Source organism: Actinoplanes sp. NPDC049548 (assembly GCF_040676695.1).
In the GTDB taxonomy this organism is placed as follows: domain Bacteria; phylum Actinomycetota; class Actinomycetes; order Mycobacteriales; family Micromonosporaceae; genus Actinoplanes.
Genome location: NZ_JBFAPM010000011.1, coordinates 1 through 16,242 on the forward strand (window position 1 = coordinate 1; position 16,242 = coordinate 16,242).

General features: G+C 71.8%; 15 protein-coding genes. 9 read left to right on the forward strand and 6 right to left on the reverse strand.

Translation table 11 applies throughout. The features are described from left to right. Window positions 1–833: 833 nt before the first annotated feature. Entirely contained in the window at window positions 834–2,504 is a 1,671-nt protein-coding gene (locus tag AB0J80_RS21650) for a calcium-binding protein (RefSeq protein ID WP_364707583.1), read from the reverse strand. A gap of 153 nt (window positions 2,505–2,657) precedes the next feature. On the opposite strand from AB0J80_RS21650, the gene AB0J80_RS21655 reads away from it, so the two are divergent. Continuing rightward, window positions 2,658–3,467 carry an isocitrate lyase/phosphoenolpyruvate mutase family protein gene (locus AB0J80_RS21655; protein ID WP_364707586.1) on the forward strand — a complete coding sequence of 270 codons (810 nt, stop codon included), beginning with the start codon at window positions 2,658–2,660 and terminating at the stop codon, window positions 3,465–3,467. Here AB0J80_RS21655 and AB0J80_RS21660 read toward each other — a convergent pair. Continuing rightward, window positions 3,464–3,904, reverse strand: coding sequence for a hypothetical protein (locus tag AB0J80_RS21660; protein ID WP_364707588.1), 441 nt, complete (start codon window positions 3,902–3,904; stop codon window positions 3,464–3,466). The genes AB0J80_RS21655 and AB0J80_RS21660 overlap by 4 nt on opposite strands. Window positions 3,905–4,112: 208 nt before the next feature. Between AB0J80_RS21660 and AB0J80_RS21665 the strand changes: the two genes are divergently transcribed. Together AB0J80_RS21665 and AB0J80_RS21670 are read left to right on the forward strand one after the other, a co-directional pair. After that, on the forward strand, window positions 4,113–4,973 hold the full coding sequence (locus AB0J80_RS21665; protein ID WP_364707591.1) for an MBL fold metallo-hydrolase: 861 nt from the start codon (window positions 4,113–4,115) through the stop codon (window positions 4,971–4,973). A gap of 17 nt (window positions 4,974–4,990) precedes the next feature. Continuing rightward, complete coding sequence (locus AB0J80_RS21670) at window positions 4,991–5,473, forward strand: MarR family winged helix-turn-helix transcriptional regulator (RefSeq protein ID WP_364707593.1); 483 nt, start codon at window positions 4,991–4,993, stop codon at window positions 5,471–5,473. 12 nt (window positions 5,474–5,485) lie between these two features. On the opposite strand, the gene AB0J80_RS21675 is transcribed toward AB0J80_RS21670, so the two are convergent. Then, the gene (locus tag AB0J80_RS21675) at window positions 5,486–5,863 is read right to left on the reverse strand and encodes a VOC family protein (RefSeq protein WP_364707595.1); all 378 of its coding nucleotides are present in this window, start codon (window positions 5,861–5,863) and stop codon (window positions 5,486–5,488) included. Between the two features lie 160 nt (window positions 5,864–6,023). Here AB0J80_RS21675 and AB0J80_RS21680 point away from each other — a divergent pair, with 160 nt between their 5' ends. From AB0J80_RS21680 to AB0J80_RS21705, 6 genes are read left to right on the forward strand one after another with little or no spacing between them, the layout of a single operon-like run. Then, window positions 6,024–7,883 carry an ABC transporter ATP-binding protein gene (locus tag AB0J80_RS21680; protein WP_364707597.1) on the forward strand — a complete coding sequence of 620 codons (1,860 nt, stop codon included), beginning with the start codon at window positions 6,024–6,026 and terminating at the stop codon, window positions 7,881–7,883. Next, a complete protein-coding gene (gene selA / locus AB0J80_RS21685) occupies window positions 7,867–9,162 on the forward strand; it encodes an L-seryl-tRNA(Sec) selenium transferase (protein ID WP_364707599.1) in 1,296 nt (431 codons plus the stop codon). The genes AB0J80_RS21680 and selA overlap by 17 nt, the downstream gene beginning before the upstream one ends. Window position 9,163: 1 nt before the next feature. Further along, entirely contained in the window at window positions 9,164–10,963 is a 1,800-nt protein-coding gene (gene selB / locus AB0J80_RS21690) for a selenocysteine-specific translation elongation factor (protein WP_364707602.1), read from the forward strand. Between the two features lie 38 nt (window positions 10,964–11,001). Next, a complete protein-coding gene (locus AB0J80_RS21695) occupies window positions 11,002–11,394 on the forward strand; it encodes a GntR family transcriptional regulator (RefSeq protein WP_364707605.1) in 393 nt (130 codons plus the stop codon). Next, the gene (locus AB0J80_RS21700) at window positions 11,387–12,238 is read left to right on the forward strand and encodes an ABC transporter ATP-binding protein (RefSeq protein ID WP_364707607.1); all 852 of its coding nucleotides are present in this window, start codon (window positions 11,387–11,389) and stop codon (window positions 12,236–12,238) included. The genes AB0J80_RS21695 and AB0J80_RS21700 overlap by 8 nt, the downstream gene beginning before the upstream one ends. Continuing rightward, a complete protein-coding gene (locus AB0J80_RS21705; RefSeq protein WP_364707609.1) occupies window positions 12,235–13,032 on the forward strand; it encodes an ABC transporter permease subunit in 798 nt (265 codons plus the stop codon). The genes AB0J80_RS21700 and AB0J80_RS21705 overlap by 4 nt, the downstream gene beginning before the upstream one ends. A gap of 3 nt (window positions 13,033–13,035) precedes the next feature. Here AB0J80_RS21705 and AB0J80_RS21710 read toward each other — a convergent pair whose 3' ends face one another. From AB0J80_RS21710 to AB0J80_RS21720, 3 genes are all read right to left on the reverse strand, one after another. Beyond that, window positions 13,036–13,830 (reverse strand): methyltransferase domain-containing protein, encoded by a 795-nt coding sequence (locus AB0J80_RS21710; RefSeq protein WP_364707611.1) that lies wholly within the window; start codon window positions 13,828–13,830, stop codon window positions 13,036–13,038. Between the two features lie 41 nt (window positions 13,831–13,871). Further along, window positions 13,872–15,014, reverse strand: coding sequence for a hypothetical protein (locus AB0J80_RS21715; protein ID WP_364707613.1), 1,143 nt, complete (start codon window positions 15,012–15,014; stop codon window positions 13,872–13,874). 272 nt (window positions 15,015–15,286) lie between these two features. Continuing rightward, window positions 15,287–16,237: a spore photoproduct lyase family protein gene (locus tag AB0J80_RS21720; RefSeq protein WP_364707616.1), complete on the reverse strand. Its 951-nt coding sequence runs from the start codon at window positions 16,235–16,237 to the stop codon at window positions 15,287–15,289. Between the last annotated feature and the right edge of the window lie 5 nt (window positions 16,238–16,242).

The following is a 16,242-nucleotide window of genomic DNA, read 5'->3' on the forward strand; positions in this document are numbered from 1 at the left end:
AACTCCGCCACATCGGGAAAGAACGTGCCCGGAGCGGACGGGCGCAACGAGGCAGTACCCAGCGCGGCGGCCTCCTCATCACCAGCCCACGCCTTCGCCAATGCAGCCCGGTCCGCACCTACGACCGGGTCCACGGCCACCACCAGCCGAGCCATCCCCACCCCCGGTCACGCGACACAACGTGCCACCACGATGACACAGCGATCAAACAGACAACATGGCACGAACACCCGAGAGTGACCCAAGCCCGCGAACCACCAACTGAAAGACGACGGCCGGAAGCACAGTAGACGGCCACGGACAACCACGGACTCAATCGCCGGTCCCGTTGCTTCAGTCCCAGGTCCAAGGCCCCTGCAGGTTGCCTAGGGGCAAGCGCAAGATGCTGCAGAAACCGGCGCGGTACACGGATCACCGCCGGCGTCTGCGCGGCGAGCGACGGCGAGTCCCCCAATGCGCCCGGGTGCGCAGAGGCGTACACCACCGTGCGGCAAATCCATGGCAACGGCAGCTCCGGCCGCTACATCACCGCAGGTGAGTGTCGGTACGCTGTCCTGTCTTCAAATCCGGTGTGGCTCGATATCCGAGCCAGGCGAGTTCGATTCCCGTCCGCCTCCGCTGACCTGCGTAGGCCCGCCTGAGCTGCTCAGCTCGGTCAGGCGGGGCCTACGGGAGGGCAGGGCCGGGATCTCACCCGCCTGTCACGCGGGGACGATTCCTCAGCCGTGCGGGCACTCCGGCGTTGAGCCACAGCGACACCGCGGCGTCGCGCAGGTCGTGCTGCTAGTCCTCTTTCTCGGCTGTAGCGACTTCGCCGCACGAGCGCCAGGTGCTTATTTGAGCCGGGAGTCTCTTACGGTGATCGGTGCGACGTCGTTGCCGGGGCGTAGGTCAATGCCGCGGATGGCGTCGGAGACTCCGATCCACCCGACGCGCCACGTGCCGGCTGCGGTGTGCCGGGGCACGACGAAGGTCAACTCCCAGATTCCGTCCAGTCGCGTACCGGAGACCAGCCGGCGGGTGCGGGAGTAGATGGCGCCGTTTTTGTCTGCCGAATTGCGTAGCATGCCGTCGATGTTGTCGACGCCGCTGAGGTCATCGGTCACGTGCACTCGCAGGTGCAGGGTGTTGTCAACGTTGTTGACGACGCTCGTCTTGCCGTGCCAACCCAGGCTGGCGGTATCCAAGACGGGTGCGGACTTGTCCGCTGCGGTCCCGGTCACGGTGATCGGCGGAATGTCGAACCCGACGGGATCGCCCGTGAAGGGCTCCACGTACTTGCCGTTATTCCAGTCGTGCCAGAGGCTGCGGGAACGCCCTGTGACGTCTTTAGCTCCAGCGGAGACGAACCACTGTCCTGCCGGCGTTCCCGCTGGCAGCGAGGCGGTGAGTTCGTAGGTTCCGTCACGGGCAGTTCCGGAGACGGGGCTGTTTGAGACGGGTCCCGACGTTCCGGCGGGAGTGCGCAGTTTGACCCATGAATTGACCGCCGTCCCAGTGAGTCCGAATCCGACCTCTTGAATTCCGCTGAGGTCGTCGGTCGCATGAAGGCGCAGTGTGATGGTGTTCTCGGTGCTGTTGTCAACCACCGTGGGAGTGAGCCACTCGAAACCGGCAGGGTCGAAGACGGGTGCCGCGAGGTCTGAGACACCAGTGACCGTCACCGGGGGAACATGTACGCCGATGGTCCGGCTGCTGCCATCAGAAGACCGGCCGTGGAACACGCCTTCGTCATCGGCTTCGTAACCGATGCCGTTTTGCACGATGTCATCGGTGACGATCCGGTGCAGTCGCCATCGGCCCGTGGGCGTACCGACCGGCACGGCGATGCTCACGTTCCACACGCCGTCCCTGTCGCTACCGGCCACCGGCTTCTCCGCTGCACCCTGCAGTTCGATCGTCTCTCCGGCGGGACCGGAGAGAAGGGCGCCGACCGTGTACACACCGCTGATGTCGTCGGTGGCTCGTAAGCGCAGTGTGAGGGTTGCCGGTGCGGTGTTCTTCACCGTGGTGCCTCCGACCCACTTGACGCTCTCCAGATCCAGGACGGGAGCGTGGGTGTCGGAGCAGCTACGTCCGACGAAGTCGTCGTCGTTGCTTGGTACGCAAGCGTTGGTGCCGCTGCCGCCGTCGACGCGGTCCTTGCCGGCGCCGCCGGACAGGGTGTCATTGCCGGGGCCGCCGAGCAGAGTGTCGTTGCCGCCGGCGCCGGACAGCTTGTCATTGCCCGGGCCGCCGTCAAGCACGTCACCACCGGAACCACCGATGATCGTGTCGTTGCCGCCCAGGCCGCAGATGACGTCGCGGGCGTGCGTAGCGCGCAACCGATCGTTGCCCTTGGTACCCACCACCGTGCAGGCCTGGCCGTCGGCCGCCGTGGCTCGCAGCGGCCCTGGCGCCGCCACGGCCGGTCCCGCGCTCAGCAGGCCGGTCACTACCGTGGTCAGCAAGGTGACGGCAGCTCGCTTCATGACGACGGCTCCAAGGGTGTTCTCGACGGGCACCCCGTCTCCATCGGCGCCGAAGGAACGTGATCTGAGCAATGACCCGGCAGAAGATCGTCAGCGCACACGATGTCGTATCGCGCCGTCCAGGCACGGGAGCGGCGCACCCGACGCGGATCGCGGCGCGGGCGACGAACCGTCATGATCGATGACATGGTGGAATCTCTGCGGGCGATGCTCGTCGCCGACCACGTCACCCACGTGCCCGGTGTGTTCGACCCGGCCAGCGCCGCTCTCGCCGTCCGTGCCGGGCATCGAGCCGTGCACCTGTCGGAAGCGGCAGTAGCGGCCACCATGCTGGGGCGACCCGACCTCCGCGCCGCGTCGGCCACCCAGATCGCGGACCGGGCATCCGTCCTCGGTCCGGCGCTCGGTGGTGTGCCGCTGCTCGCGGACGCCGGCACCGGCTACGACAGCCCGCAGGACGCGGTGTGGACCGCGCTCGCCTACCAGCGGGCCGGGATCAGCGGAGTGCGCCTCGTTGACGGGCGGCACGCGAGTCTGGCGCGTGCCCGGATCGCTGCCCTGGCCGAGCAGGTGCCCGAGGTGCTGCTGATCGCCCAGGCCGGCGGGAGCAGCCTCGCGGAGACGATCGAGCGGTGCCGGGCGTACGCGGCCGCCGGCGCTGACGCTGTTCTTCCGGCGGGCGTCCGTGAAGCCGGCGACCTCGGCCGGGTGCGCGCCGAGCTTCCCGGCGTACCTCTGGTCATCGACCGGTCCGAGGCCGCGACAGGGGCCCGCCGGCTGAGCGACACCGAGCTTGCCGGCCTGGGTGTGCGCCTCGTGCTGCATCCGCTCGATGCAGTGCTTGCCGCGCTACGGGCGGCGTCGCTGGCCTACCGGTCGATCGCCGCGAAGGGGCACACTGCGGAGGTCGACCAGATGCCGCTCGCCGTGCTTGCCACGCTGACCGGGCAGTCCGACGGGTCCACCGCCCCACGAATCGGCAAGATCGATACTTAGCGTGAGTCCCTCGGGGGCCTGGGCCGGCTCTTCAAAAGGTTGTCCACAGCGGGATGCCATTGAGGATTCTTCGTGTGGTAGGCGCAGAGTACGTCGCTCTTGTCGACCATCTCGATGATGTATTCCCGCCATCCCACGTAGTTCCTCGGGCTCAGCCCACCTCGGTACCAAATCCATTCGAAGACGTCCAATATCAGCTCTGCAACGGCTTCGACCAGTGGTTTGGCCGGATCAGTCTCGTCCAGGGGCTTGTTGTCGTAGAAGTAAGGACGTACCTCGGGATGGCTGATCAGGGCGTCGTTGACTTTGAGGAACAAGTCGGTGGAACGGTCGTACGCAGCGAGCGCCCGGCTGTTCGTCGTCGCACGGTAGGCGACCCATGCGGACACGCACGACACGAGAAGCGCAAGTGCGGCCAACACATCGGAACCATTCATGCTGTTCCTCCTGAGCGTCCCGCTGTTTACGGCAGGCGACAAGCATGATGCGGGGATTCCGGCAGGCGATGGCGGCATGGCCCGTCGCTGATGATGCCAGCAGGGGTGGCGGCACGATGTCGGGTACACGACCGGACGCGGGTACGGCCGCGGAGCCGGCGCCAAGATCTTCTTGCGTCAGATGTTCTCGGATCATACGATCTCGAGCATGTCGCCCCTTGCGGAGCCCGCGGCCTGGACCGGGTCGCTGCCTGACGCCCACCCGCCGGCGGGCATGGCCATCTACCACCTGCCGACCGGCACCTACGAGACCCGGGCTGCCCTGGCCGTACGCGGCGGGTCGTTCCGTGACAAGCGTCGTTTCGCCGCGTCCGCGGTCCTGGTGCACCACCCGGACGGGGACCTGTTGATCGATGCGGGCTTCGGTGCCGGCGTCGCGGCGCACATCGCGATGCTTCCCCGGCCCGTGCGTGCCCCGTACCAGGTGACTCGCACCGCCGGTCAGCAGCTGGACGCCGTCGGCTACGACCGCGGACGGCTGCGCGGGGTGCTGCTGACCCACTCGCACTGGGACCATGCGAGCGGGCTGGACGACCTTCCGGGCACGCCGGTCTGGATGAACGCGGACGAGCGGCGATACGCCGGCCACCACCGGGACGGCAAGGTCTTCCGGCTGGTCTCCCAGGGTCATGACATTCACGAGTACGCGTTCGACAGCCGGCCCTACCTCGGCTTCGCGTCGAGCTTCGACGTGTACGGCGACGGTTCGGTGGTCGTCGTGCACGCGGGAGGTCACACGACCGGCTCGGTGATCGTCTTCGTGACCGTTCCGTCCGGCTCGCGGTACGCCTTCGTCGGCGACCTGACGTGGCAGATCGACGGTGTCCGCCGCAGGGCCGAGCGGCCGTGGCTCATGAGCAAGCTCGCCGACAGCGATCCTCGGCAGCTGCGCCAGGACCTGCTGCGGGTCATCGCCCTGGAAGGTGTGCTGCGGATCGTTCCCGCGCACGACCTCGGCTGCTACGACGGTATTCCGCTGGTGACGGCCGCCGCCGGGCGATGGCGCTGAGGGCGTACGGTTCGGCGATGCGAGATGCGCAACCATCGACGGCTCGGGTCGAGGGCCCGAGCCCGTCCGTCGAGTCCGAGATCACCTGGCTGTTGCATCGGGCGGCGCAGCGCTTGCGCGGGGTGACCGGGGACGTGGCCGAGCAGCACGGCCTCGCGTTGCGCGACTACATCGTGCTGAGCGCCCTCGACAAGACCCCCGGTCTCACCCAGTCCGACCTCGGTAGATCCCTCGGACTGGACAAGACCACGCTGATGAGCCAGCTGGACGGGCTCGAGCGGAGGGGTCTCGTCGAGCGGCGCAGCGCTCCCGGCGACCGTCGGCTGCGCATCCCCGTCATCACCGCCGCCGGGCAGGCTCTGCGGGCGAAGGTGGCCGACGCGTGTGCCGCCGTCGAGGCGGCGGTTCTCGGCCCCTTCAGCGGGCGCCAGGTTCAGGATCTGCGGCGCATGCTCGTCACGATCATCGGCGACGCCCCGGACCGGGGCTCGTGTCTCTGACCACGGGAGCGCTCAGCCGTTCGGCCGGGACTCGATCGCCTGCAGTGCCCAGCTGTTGCCGTCCGGGTCCCGGAAGTAGACGAACCTGCCCCACGGCTGCTCGTCGACCTCGCTCGCGTCGACGCCGGCGTCCAGCAGCTGTTTGCGGGCGGCGTCGGCGTCGGGCACCACCACCTGGATCTCCTGGGTGCCCGGCTCCTTGGTCGTGATGCCGTCGCCGATCACGATCGAGCAGGCCGAGCCGGGCGGCGTGAGCTGGACGAACCGCAGGCCGTCGCGTACCCGGTGGTCGTGGTCGACCACGAGCCCGACCTGTTGGTAGAACGCCTTGGCGCGATCGACGTCGGTCACCGGCACCGGGATGAGCTCGATCTTCCACGTTGGAGTCATGGACCCCATCGTGCCGGAGAAATGGGGAGCGGGCCTTCGAGGTCTGGCATACGCTCACGCAGCAAGCTCCGGACGGCTGACACGAGAGGGAGAACGAGCATGAGGACATCCGGCGGTTCCCTCGGTTCCTCGTTCGTCTCCATCGCCGGAAAGGCGCTTCGTGTCAGGTCTGTTCGAAAATCCTGTTGACCCGTTCCCGGACGGCGACGACCGCACCCCGGCCGCCGACGCCCACCGCTTCCTCCTGCAGGAGCTGCGGCCTCTTCGGCCGGTCGTCGTAGCGGCCGTCGTCACCACCGTCCTGTGTGCGGCCGTCGAGGTCTGGCTCATCGGGTACGCCGGCCGCCTGGTCGACGCGCTCGCCGCCGGGAGCCGCGACGCGCTGTGGTCCGACCACGGCGCCGAGCTGCTCGCCGTCGCCGGCCTGGTGCTGGTGGTCAGGCCGCTGCTCAACCTCGTGAGCGAGGCCCTGGACGACATGGCGTTCCGGGCCAACGCCCGTCCCCTCGCGCGGTGGCGGGCGCATAGGCATGTGGCCCGGCAGTCGGTCGGGTGGTTCCGCAACGACTTCGCCGGGCGCATCGCCACCTGGGTGCGCGACGGGGGCGATGCCGCCAGTACAGCCGCGTACTCCGTCATCCACACCTTGGTCTTCGTCGTCGCGTACGTCATCGGCTCGGTGTGGCTGATGTCGGCGATCGACGGGCGTCTGCTGCTGCCGCTGAGCGGGTGGCTGCTGGCGTACGCGCTGCTCATGCGATGGGCGGTGCCGCGTTACCGGCGGGCGTCGGAACGGCTCCAGGACGCCGAGTCGGCGCTGACCGGACTGCTGGTCGACTCGTACGCCAACGTGGACACCCTGGCGCTGCTCGGCGGGGAGGGCGCCCGCGCCGACGGCGATCGCCGGGTGTTCGCGGCGGCCCGGCGGGCGCACCTGGATCTGCAGCGGATCGAGGTGACGATCAACAGCAGCATGATGGCGCTCGGCAGTGCGCTGCTCGTCGGGCTGGTCGGGTACGGGATCGCGTTGTGGCGTACCGATGCCGCGCCGCTGGGTCTGGTCGCGGCCGCGCTGGCGCTCAGTTTCCGGATCACCTCCATGGCGGAGTGGCTGCTGGACGCGGTGTCGTCGCTGTTCGGGTCGGTCGGCGCGCTTGGGCAGGCGTTGAAGACCGTTGCGCAACCTCTCGCGGTCGCGGACGCGCCGGGGGCGAGCGCTCTCCGGGTACGCGGTGGAGCGATCACCTTCTCCGCGGTCAGCCACCACTACGGCCGCGGCGCGGGTGGGCTCGACCGGCTCAGCCTCGACGTCGCCGCCGGTGAGCGGGTCGGCATCGTGGGCCGGTCGGGTGCGGGAAAGTCCACGCTGGTCGGGCTGCTGCTGCGGTTCCACGACGCCGAGTCCGGCACGATCACCATCGACGGCGCCGACATCAGGTCCGTGACGCAGGAGAGCCTGCGCGCCCAGATCTCGATGGTGGCCCAGGACGCCACCCTGCTGCACCGCTCGATCCGGGAGAACATCGCCGGCCCGGGAGCCGTGGACGACGCGCGGGTCGAGGCGGCGTTGCGCCGTGCGTCCGCCGCCGGGTTCGTCGCCGCGTTGCGGGACGCCGACGGGCGGACCGGGCTCGACGCGCATGCCGGTGAGCGCGGCGTACGCCTGTCCGGCGGCCAGCGGCAGCGGATCGCCCTGGCCCGGGCGTTCTACCGGGACGCCCCGATCCTGGTCCTGGACGAGGCGACGTCGGCACTGGACTCGGAGGCGGAGGCCGCCATCCACGACACGCTCGGCGAGGTGATGACCGGGCGTACCGTCATCGCGATCGCGCACCGGCTCTCCACGATCGCCCACCTGGACCGGATCGTGGTCCTCGACGCGGGCCGGATCGTCGAGCAGGGTACCCACGCCGAGCTGGTGGACCGCGGCGGACTGTACGCGGAGCTGTGGTCGCGGCAGTCCGGCGGCTTCCTGGGCACGAGCGTGGCCGAACAGCCGACAAATGTCCGGGTACCGTGACAGCGTGGACTCTCGCCGCCGGATCCCGGGGACCGACACCGCGCTCGCCGATCCGCGGCTGGTGGCCGCCGCCGAGCGGGTCGGGCGGGGGCCGGTCAAGGCGGCCGTCGTGGCGGCGCAGCTGCGGGCCCGCTCCGGCGAGATCGAGCCCGAGGACGTCCTCACCGCGGCGCTCGCCGCCCTGCCCGCCGGGCCGCGTCCGGTCCTGAACGCGACCGGCGTCGTGCTGCACACCAACCTGGGCCGTGCCGCGCTGTCACCGGCCGCGATCGAGGCCGTCGCCGGCGCGGCCGGGCACACCGACGTGGAGCTGGATCTGGACACCGGCCGGCGGGCCCGGCGGGGGAGGGACGCCGTCGCTGCCCTCGCCGCGGCCGTGCCCGCCGCGGGTGCGGTGCATGTCGTCAACAACGGTGCGGCCGCGCTGGTGCTGGCCGCCACCGTTCTCGCCCACGGGCGGGAGATCGTCGTGAGCCGTGGCGAGCTGGTCGAGATCGGCGACGGTTTCCGCCTGCCCGACCTGCTGGTCTCCACCGGGGCCCGGTTGCGGGAGGTCGGCACCACCAACCGCACCTCCCGGGACGACTATGCCGCCGCCGTGGGGCCGGAGACCGGGTTCGTGCTGAAGGTGCATCCGTCGAACTTCGTCGTGCGGGGGTTCACCCGGGCGGTGCCGGTGGCGGAGCTGACCGGCTTCGGCGTGCCGGTCGTCGCCGACATCGGGTCGGGGCTGCTCGCGCCGGATCCGTTGCTGCCGGAGGAGCCGGATGCGGCGTCCACGCTGGCGGCGGGGGCCGATCTCGTCGTCGCCAGCGGGGACAAGCTGCTGGGCGGGCCGCAGGCCGGGTTGCTGCTGGGCGAGGCCGGGCTGGTGGAGCGGCTGCGGCGGCATCCGCTGGCGCGGGCGTTGCGGGTGGACAAGCTGACCCTGGCCGCCCTGCAGGCCACCCTCGCGGGGCCGCAGACGCCGACGTGGCAGGCGCTGCGCATGGACCCCGGGGTGCTGCGGGGGCGTACCGAGCGGGTCGTGGGCGAGCTGGTCGCCGCCGGGGTGGCCGCTGAGGCGGTGGAGTCGGTCGCGGTCGTCGGCGGGGGTGGTGCCCCGGAGCTGGAGCTGCCGTCGTGGGCCGTCGCGCTGCCGGAGGAGTACGCCCGCCCGCTGCGGCTGGGCGTACCGCCGGTCGTGGGGCGGGTCGTGCGGGGGCGGCTGCTGCTGGACCTTCGGTGCGTGCCGCCCGACCAGGATCATGCCGTGGTGAGCGCCGTCGTGGGGAAGTGACGTGCACGTCGTCGCGACCGCCGGGCACGTCGATCACGGCAAGTCGACGCTGGTCCGGGCCCTGACCGGGATGGAGCCCGACCGGTGGGCCGAGGAGCGCCGCCGGGGGATGACCATCGACCTCGGGTTCGCCTGGACGACGCTGAGTCCCGGGGGGAGGGTCGCGTTCGTCGACGTGCCGGGACACGAGCGGTTCGTGCCGAACATGCTCGCGGGCGTCGGGCCGGTGCCGGCCGCGATGGTCGTCGTCGCGGCCGACGAGGGGTGGATGCCGCAGTCCGCCGAGCACCTGGCCGCCCTGGACGCGCTCGGCGTGCGGCACGGGCTGCTGGTGGTCTCCCGCGCCGACCTGGCCGATCCCGGGCCGGCGATGCGCCGCGCCGCCGAGGAGCTCGCGGCGACCTCGCTCGGGAGCGTGGAGGCGGTCGCCGTCAGCGCGGTCACCGGGGCCGGGATGGACGAGCTGCGCGCCGCGTTGAGCCGGCTGGTCACCCGCCTGCCCGCGCCCGCCGACGGTCCCGTCAGGCTGTGGATCGACCGCGCCTTCACGATCAAGGGCGCGGGCACGGTCGTCACCGGCACGCTCGGCGCCGGGGAGCTGCGGACGGGGGACGAGCTGGAACTGGCCGGCGCCGCCCGGACCGTGCGGGTCCGGGGGCTGCAGAGCCTGGGGGAGCCGGTCGAGGTGGTCCGGGGGCCGGCCCGCGTCGCGGTCAACCTGCGAGGTGTCGACAAGGACACGGTCGGCCGTGGCGCCGCGCTGCTCACACCGGGGCGTTTCCTCTTCACCGAGCTGGTGGACGTGCGGGTGCACGGCGATCCGGTGGCCGACCTTCCCGGCACGCTCACGCTGCATGCCGGGTCGGCCGCCGTTCCGGTACGGGTACGCCCGCTGGGCACCGACACGGCTCGGCTGCGGCTGGCCCGCCCCCTGCCGCTGCGCATCGGTGACCGGGCGCTGCTGCGCGACCCCGGACGGCATCACGTCGCCGGGGGCGTGACGGTGCTCGACGTCGTACCTCCGGGTCTGGACCGGCGGGGCGCCGCCGCGGCCCGGGCGGCGACGCTGTCCGGGATGGACGGTGTGCCGGACCTCGCGGACGAGCTGCGCCGCCGCCGGCTGGTACGGCGCGACCACCTGGTCCGGATGGGCGTGCCTGCGGCCGGTGACGCGCTGGTGCGGCGCGAAGATGTGACCGGGATGGGCGTGCCGGCGGCCGGTGACGCGTGGCTCGCCGACCCGGAGCACTGGGCGGACCTGGGGGAGCGGCTGGCGGCCGAGGTCGCGGCCTACGCGCGGGAGCGGCCGCTGGAGCCGGGCGTACCGGTGGAGGCGCTGCGGCACCGGCTGGACCTGCCGGACCGCGCGCTCGTCGAAGCGCTGGTGCGGCCGCCGCTGGTCCTCCGGTCGGGGCGGGTGTCGGCCGGGGCGGCGGGGGTGCCGCAGGAGCTGGTCGCCGCCGTGGAGAAGGCGTTCGCCGGCCTGGCCGACCGCCCGTTCGCCGCGCCGGAGGCGTACGCCCTCGCCGAGCTGGGGCTGGGTCCGCGGCAGCTCGGCGCGGCGGTCCGGGCCGGCCTGGTGGTGCAGCTCGCCGACAACGTGGTGCTGCGGGCCGGGGCGCCGGAGCGGGCCGCCGAGGTGCTGGCGGGGGTGCCGCAGCCGTTCACGCTGAGCGAGGCGCGGCGGGCGCTGGACACGACCCGGCGGGTCGCGGTTCCGCTGCTGGGCCTGCTCGACCGGACGGGCGCGACCCGTCGCCTGCCGGACGACCGGCGAACCGTGATTGACAGCGGTGCATGAGTAGGTCATCCTCGGTCCACTAGTTCATTAGTGGATTGGTGGTCACAGTGCTCTTCCGGATCGACCGCCGCAGCGGAACGGCCGTCTACGTCCAGCTCATCCAGCAGGTCCGCCAGGCGGTGCGGATGGGCCGGCTCAGGCCCGGCGACCAGCTGCCCACGGCCCGCGAGGTGGCCGAACGCACCGGCATCAACCCCAACACCGTGCTGCGGGCGTACCGGGAGCTGGAGGTGGCGGGGCTGGTGGAGCCCAGGCAGGGCTCGGGGACGTTCGTGCGCGAGCACCTGCCTCCGCTGCCCGCCGACGTCGCCGAGCTGCGCCGGGAGCTGGCCGAGTGGGTGTCCCGGGCCCGGCACGCGGGGCTCGACCCGTCGGACATCCAGGCGCTCGTCACCGAGGTGGCCGCCGAGCAGGAGGCACAGCATGTCTGACGCGTTGACGGTCGGCGGACTGGTCCACACCTTCGACGGGCGCCGCGCCCTCGACGAATGCTCGTTCACCGTTCCGGCCGGCAGCGTCACCGCGCTGGTCGGGCGCAACGGCGCCGGCAAGACGACGCTGCTGCGGGCGGCGGCCGGGCTGCTGACGCCGGACCGCGGGCGGGTCACCGTCTTCGGCGCGCCCCCGGGCGCCGCATCCCTTCCGCGGATCGGGTACGTCGGACAGCAGGCACCGCTCTACCGCACCCTGACCGTGGCCCAGACCCTGCGCCTGGGCGCCCGCCTCAACCCGCGCTGGGACACGCCGTACGCCCAGCGCCTCGCCGACGCCGCACAGCTGCCACCGGCCGCGAAGGTGGGAACGCTCGCCCCCGGGCAGCGGATGCGCCTCGCCCTGGTGCTCGCCCTCGGCAAGCGCCCCGGCCTGCTGCTGCTCGACGAGCCGCTGGCCCACCTCGACCCGGTGGCCCGCACCGAGGCCGCCGGCGCGCTGATGGCCGAGGTCGCCGAGCACGGAACCACCGTCGTGCTCTCGTCGCACGTCGTCGCCGACATCGAGGGCGTCTGCGACCGCGTCGTCGTGCTCGCCGAGGGCCGGGTCCTCCTCGCCGCCGAGGTGGACGACGCGCTGGCCGGGCACTACGTGGCGGTGGGCGGGCCGGGTGATCTCGCCCCGCTGGACGGCGCGGAGATCGTCGAGACGCGGCCCGACGGCGGCGGGTTCACCGCGCTGGTCCGCATCGCCGAACCGGTACCCGCCGGCCGCCTGTCCTGGCATCGCCCCACGCTGGAGGAGATGCTGCTCGGCTACCTGAGAGGGGTGTCCGCGCGATGACCTGGCTCGCGATCCGCCTGCTGCGGCCGTACCTGATCATCTCGGTTCTGATCTCCGGGGTCTCGACCGCGTTCCTGGTGCACGGCTCGGCCGTCGTGCAGCGGCAGCTCGACGCGCGGGGGATGCCCGGCTGCGTCAACCCGAACCTGTGCTGGCCCACCGGCCCGGCGATGAACGCGATCCTGGGCATGGAGCTCGTCGCCGCCTTCGTGCCCGTCCTCATCGGACTGGTGCTGGGCGTGCCGCTGTTCGCGCGGGAACGCGAGGAGGGCACGGTCGCGTTCGTCCTGTCCCAGTCGGTGTCGCGCCGGCGCTGGGTGGTGACCAAGCTGGCGTGCGCCCTGGTCGCCGGCGGCCTCTGCACCGCGGTGGTCGCCCTGACCTACCGGCTCCTCGTGGCCCGGTACACGCTGCTCGCCAACGATCTCTATGAGCTGCTGGAGCTGCTGCACCTGAACCACGTCGGGTTCATGGTGATGCAGACGGTGTTCACCACGGCGGTCGCCGGTCTGCTCGGGCTGGTGTACGGCCGTACCCTGCGCACCCTGGTCGTGTCGCTGGTGTGGTGGCCGTTCGGCGTCGCGGCCGTCTACGCCGGTGTGGCGCTGCTGCCGGTGGCACCGGGCTCGGGCGTAGCCGGCGACAGCGGCTTCTCCCCGGACGACGACCGCTACTGGACCGCGGACATCTCCTACGCCGACGGCTTCGGCTACGCGGCCACCGTGCTGATGATCGTGTACGTGGTCACCACGGTGCTGCTCGCCCGCCGGGTGGGTCGCCGGCTGGCGGTGTGACGGTCAGCGCGCGACCGTGATCCGGATGGTGGTGGTCAGCTGCAGGCGGCCGTCCGGCGTCCGGGCGGGTTCGAGCTCGGCGGCGGCTGCCGCGGCGGCATCCGCCAGGGACTCCGCGGGGATCCGTCGCACCAGCCGGCGCCCGCCGTGCGAACCGACCCACCGCATCCAGTGGTCGACGTCGCGGAAGTGGCTGATCACCACGTGTTCGCCCGATGACACCGGCTGGTACCCGCTCTCGGCGAGCGCGGCGCCGATGGTCCCCTCGTCCTTGAAGATGCCCGGGTCGGGCGGTGACTCCACGGGACCGGCCGCGTACCGGGCAAGGGCCTTCATCGCCCGCGGATAGTGCGGGTCGTAGCCGGCGAAGGAGCTGAAGGCGAGCCGCCCGCCGGGCTTCAGAAGGCGGCGGTACGCCGAGAGCGCCGCCAAGGGATCCGGCAGGAAGAACAGCACGAGCCCCGCCGTGACGACATCGAAGGAGGCGGGCGGGAAGGACGGGTCCTGGGCGTCCCCCAGGGCGACGGTGACGCCGGGCAGCCCGGCCGTCGACCGCGAGGTCAGCCCCACCATCGCCGGCGAGAGGTCGATGCCGGTCACCCGGCCCTGCGGACCGGCCGCCCGGGCCGCCGGCACGAGCACGGCCCCGCGCCCGCACCCCACGTCGAGCACGTGCTCGCCCGGCCGGATCGCGGCGCGCCGGACCAGCTCGGCGCCCATCGGGGTGAAGAAGTCGACGCCGACGGCGTCGTAGGTGGCCGCCGCCTCGTCGAAGGCGCGGATGAGGTCGGAGTCCATGTCGGCTACGACAGTACGGCCTCACCCGCGCCGGTGGTGGATCAGGTCAGGACACCGCTGAGGCTGGTCCAGGCCGTCCACGAGGCACTGCCCGCCGAGGCCTGCCGACGGGTCCACAGGGCGTTGTCGGTGCCCCGGACGAAGATCTGCAGGCGGCCGTTGCTGTTCTGCGCGGCGGCCGGCTCGTTGGTCAGGACGCCGCCGAGGCTCGTCCAGGCTCCCCAGCTGCCGCCTCCGCCCTGGTAGCGGTACCACAGCGCGTTGTCGGTGCCCCGGGCGAAGACCTGCAGCCGGCCGCTGCTGTTGCGCCAGACGCCCGGGTTGCTGGTCAGGACTCCGCCCAGGCTGGTCCAGCCGGTCCACGTGGTGCTGCCCGCGGAGGCCTGCCGGCTCGTCCAGAGCGCGTTGTCCGTGCCGCGCGTGAAGACCGCCAGGCGGCCGACGGCGTCGAGAGACACGGCGGTGTCGCTGGTGAGGCCGCCACCCAGGCTGGTCCAGCCGGTCCACGTGGAGCTGCCCAGGGAGCTCTGCCGCCGCGTCCACAGCGCATTGTCGGTGCCCCGGACGAAGACCTGCAGCCGGCCGAACAGGTCGAGGGCCGCGCTGGTCTCGCCGTTCAGGGTTCCGCCCAGGCTGCTCCAGGGGGTGAACGAGGCGCTCGCGGCCGACGTCTGGCGGCGCATCCACAGTGCGTGGTCGGTGCCCTCGGCGAAGACCACGAGCCGGCCGAAGACGTCGCGGCTGACCGTCGGGTCGCTGGTCAGGCCGCCGCCCAGGCTGCTCCAGGGGGTGTAGGCGGCGCTGCCGGCGACGACCTGGCGCCGGTACCACAGGGCGTCGTCGGTACCGCGGGCGAAGACGTGCACGCGGCCGGTGGCGCTGGCTCCGGCCCGGGGAGCGCCGGCGAGGCCGCCGCCGAGCCCGGACCAGCCGGACCAGGTGGCGCTGCCCGCGCCGGCCTGGCGCCGGCTCCACAGTCCCTGGTCGGTGCCGCGGACGAAGGCTTCCAGGCGGCCGTTGCTGTTCTTGACGACCGAGACGGCGGCTGCGCCGGTCGGCGCCAGGGCAGCGGCCGGTGCCGCGGGCGCGGCCTGTGCCGGGACGGTGAGAAGCGGTGAGCAGATGGCCGCGGCGGCGGCCGCGACGACGATCCTCCGGCGCAGTGGCGCACGTAAGGCAGGCATGACGGTGCTCCTTGCAGGCGTGGTCGACCCACCGGCACGGTGCCGGTGAGGCGTGCAGGTTCAGCGGAAGCGGTGCGGGGCGCCCGGTCCTGTGGGTCGGTGTGCCGGCGTCCCGGAAGAGCGATGCGGCCGTCCGTCGCGGGTGAGTTCATGCCACTTGCGGCGGCTATCACGGAGCCTAGGCCGGTTGCCCGTGCCGGTTCGGGGAACGGGTACCTTGCCGGCGGAATGGGCTTTTCGGATGATTGCGGATCAACCGTTACGGCTGCCGGTCAGAACGCATAGCGGATGCGGCAGTACGGCGTCACGCGGTCGATCACCTCGGTGAGGGCCGCGACGTGCCGCCCCTTCTCGCCGGTGCGGTAGCGCACGTTGAGCGCACCGTTCTGCGACCGCTTGACCTGCTGCAGGTCCGGGCGCCACAGCACGTCCTCCGCCTTCGGGTGCCAGCCGAGGTTGATCTCGTGCAGGTCCCGGTTGTGGGTTAGGAAGATGACCTCCGCCGCCAGCTGTGCCTTGGCCGCCGGGCCGATCCCCGCGTCGAGGTCGGCGAGCAGGGCCGCCCAGTCGTCCAGCCAGCCGTCGCGGACCACCACGGGGCTGAAGTTCACGTGCACCTCGTAGCCGGCCGCGACGAAGTCGTCGATCGCCGCGATCCGCTCGGCGATCGGGCTGGTGCGGATGTCGAGCAGCTTGGCGTCGCGCGGCGGCATGAGGGAGAAGCGGATCCGGGTGCGCCCCTGCGGATCCCAGTCGAGCAGCTCGCGGTTGACGTGCTTGGTGGCGAAGCTGGCCTTGGCGGTCGGCAGCCACCGGAACAGCTCGACGAGGTCCCGCACGTTGTCGCTGATCCGGGCATCGAGCGAGCAGTCCGAATTCTCGCCGATGTCGTAGACCCAGGCCGCGGGGTCGCACTCGTTCGGCGCCGGCTTGACGCCCTGGCGCCCCACGTGACGCTGGACGTACCCGAGGATCTTGTCGATGTTGGCGAACACCGTGATGGGGTTGGAGTAACCCTTGCGGCGGGGCACGTAGCAGTAGGCGCAGGCCATCGCGCAGCCGTTGGCGGTGGACGGGGCGATGAAGTCGGCGGAGCGGCCGTTGGGGCGGGCGGTCAGCGACTTCTTCACGCCCAGCACGAGGGCCTCGCTCTTGATCCGCACCCAGCGCTTGACGTTGGTCTCGTCGCCGTACAGCTCGGGGATGCGCTGGTGGCTCTCCACCTCGA

Bases quoted from the DNA above. Each gene is read 5' to 3' on its own strand.
- AB0J80_RS21655 (WP_364707586.1), top strand. From the start codon at position 2,658: ATGGTGGAATCTCTGCGGGCGATGCTCGTCGCCGACCACGTCACCCAC.
- AB0J80_RS21660 (WP_364707588.1), bottom strand. From the start codon at position 3,904: ATGAATGGTTCCGATGTGTTGGCCGCACTTGCGCTTCTCGTGTCGTGC.
- AB0J80_RS21665 (WP_364707591.1), top strand. From the start codon at position 4,113: ATGTCGCCCCTTGCGGAGCCCGCGGCCTGGACCGGGTCGCTGCCTGAC.
- AB0J80_RS21670 (WP_364707593.1), top strand. From the start codon at position 4,991: ATGCGAGATGCGCAACCATCGACGGCTCGGGTCGAGGGCCCGAGCCCG.
- AB0J80_RS21675 (WP_364707595.1), bottom strand. From the start codon at position 5,863: ATGACTCCAACGTGGAAGATCGAGCTCATCCCGGTGCCGGTGACCGAC.
- selA (WP_364707599.1), top strand. From the start codon at position 7,867: ATGTCCGGGTACCGTGACAGCGTGGACTCTCGCCGCCGGATCCCGGGG.
- AB0J80_RS21700 (WP_364707607.1), top strand. From the start codon at position 11,387: ATGTCTGACGCGTTGACGGTCGGCGGACTGGTCCACACCTTCGACGGG.
- AB0J80_RS21705 (WP_364707609.1), top strand. From the start codon at position 12,235: ATGACCTGGCTCGCGATCCGCCTGCTGCGGCCGTACCTGATCATCTCG.
- AB0J80_RS21710 (WP_364707611.1), bottom strand. From the start codon at position 13,830: ATGGACTCCGACCTCATCCGCGCCTTCGACGAGGCGGCGGCCACCTAC.
- AB0J80_RS21715 (WP_364707613.1), bottom strand. From the start codon at position 15,014: ATGCCTGCCTTACGTGCGCCACTGCGCCGGAGGATCGTCGTCGCGGCC.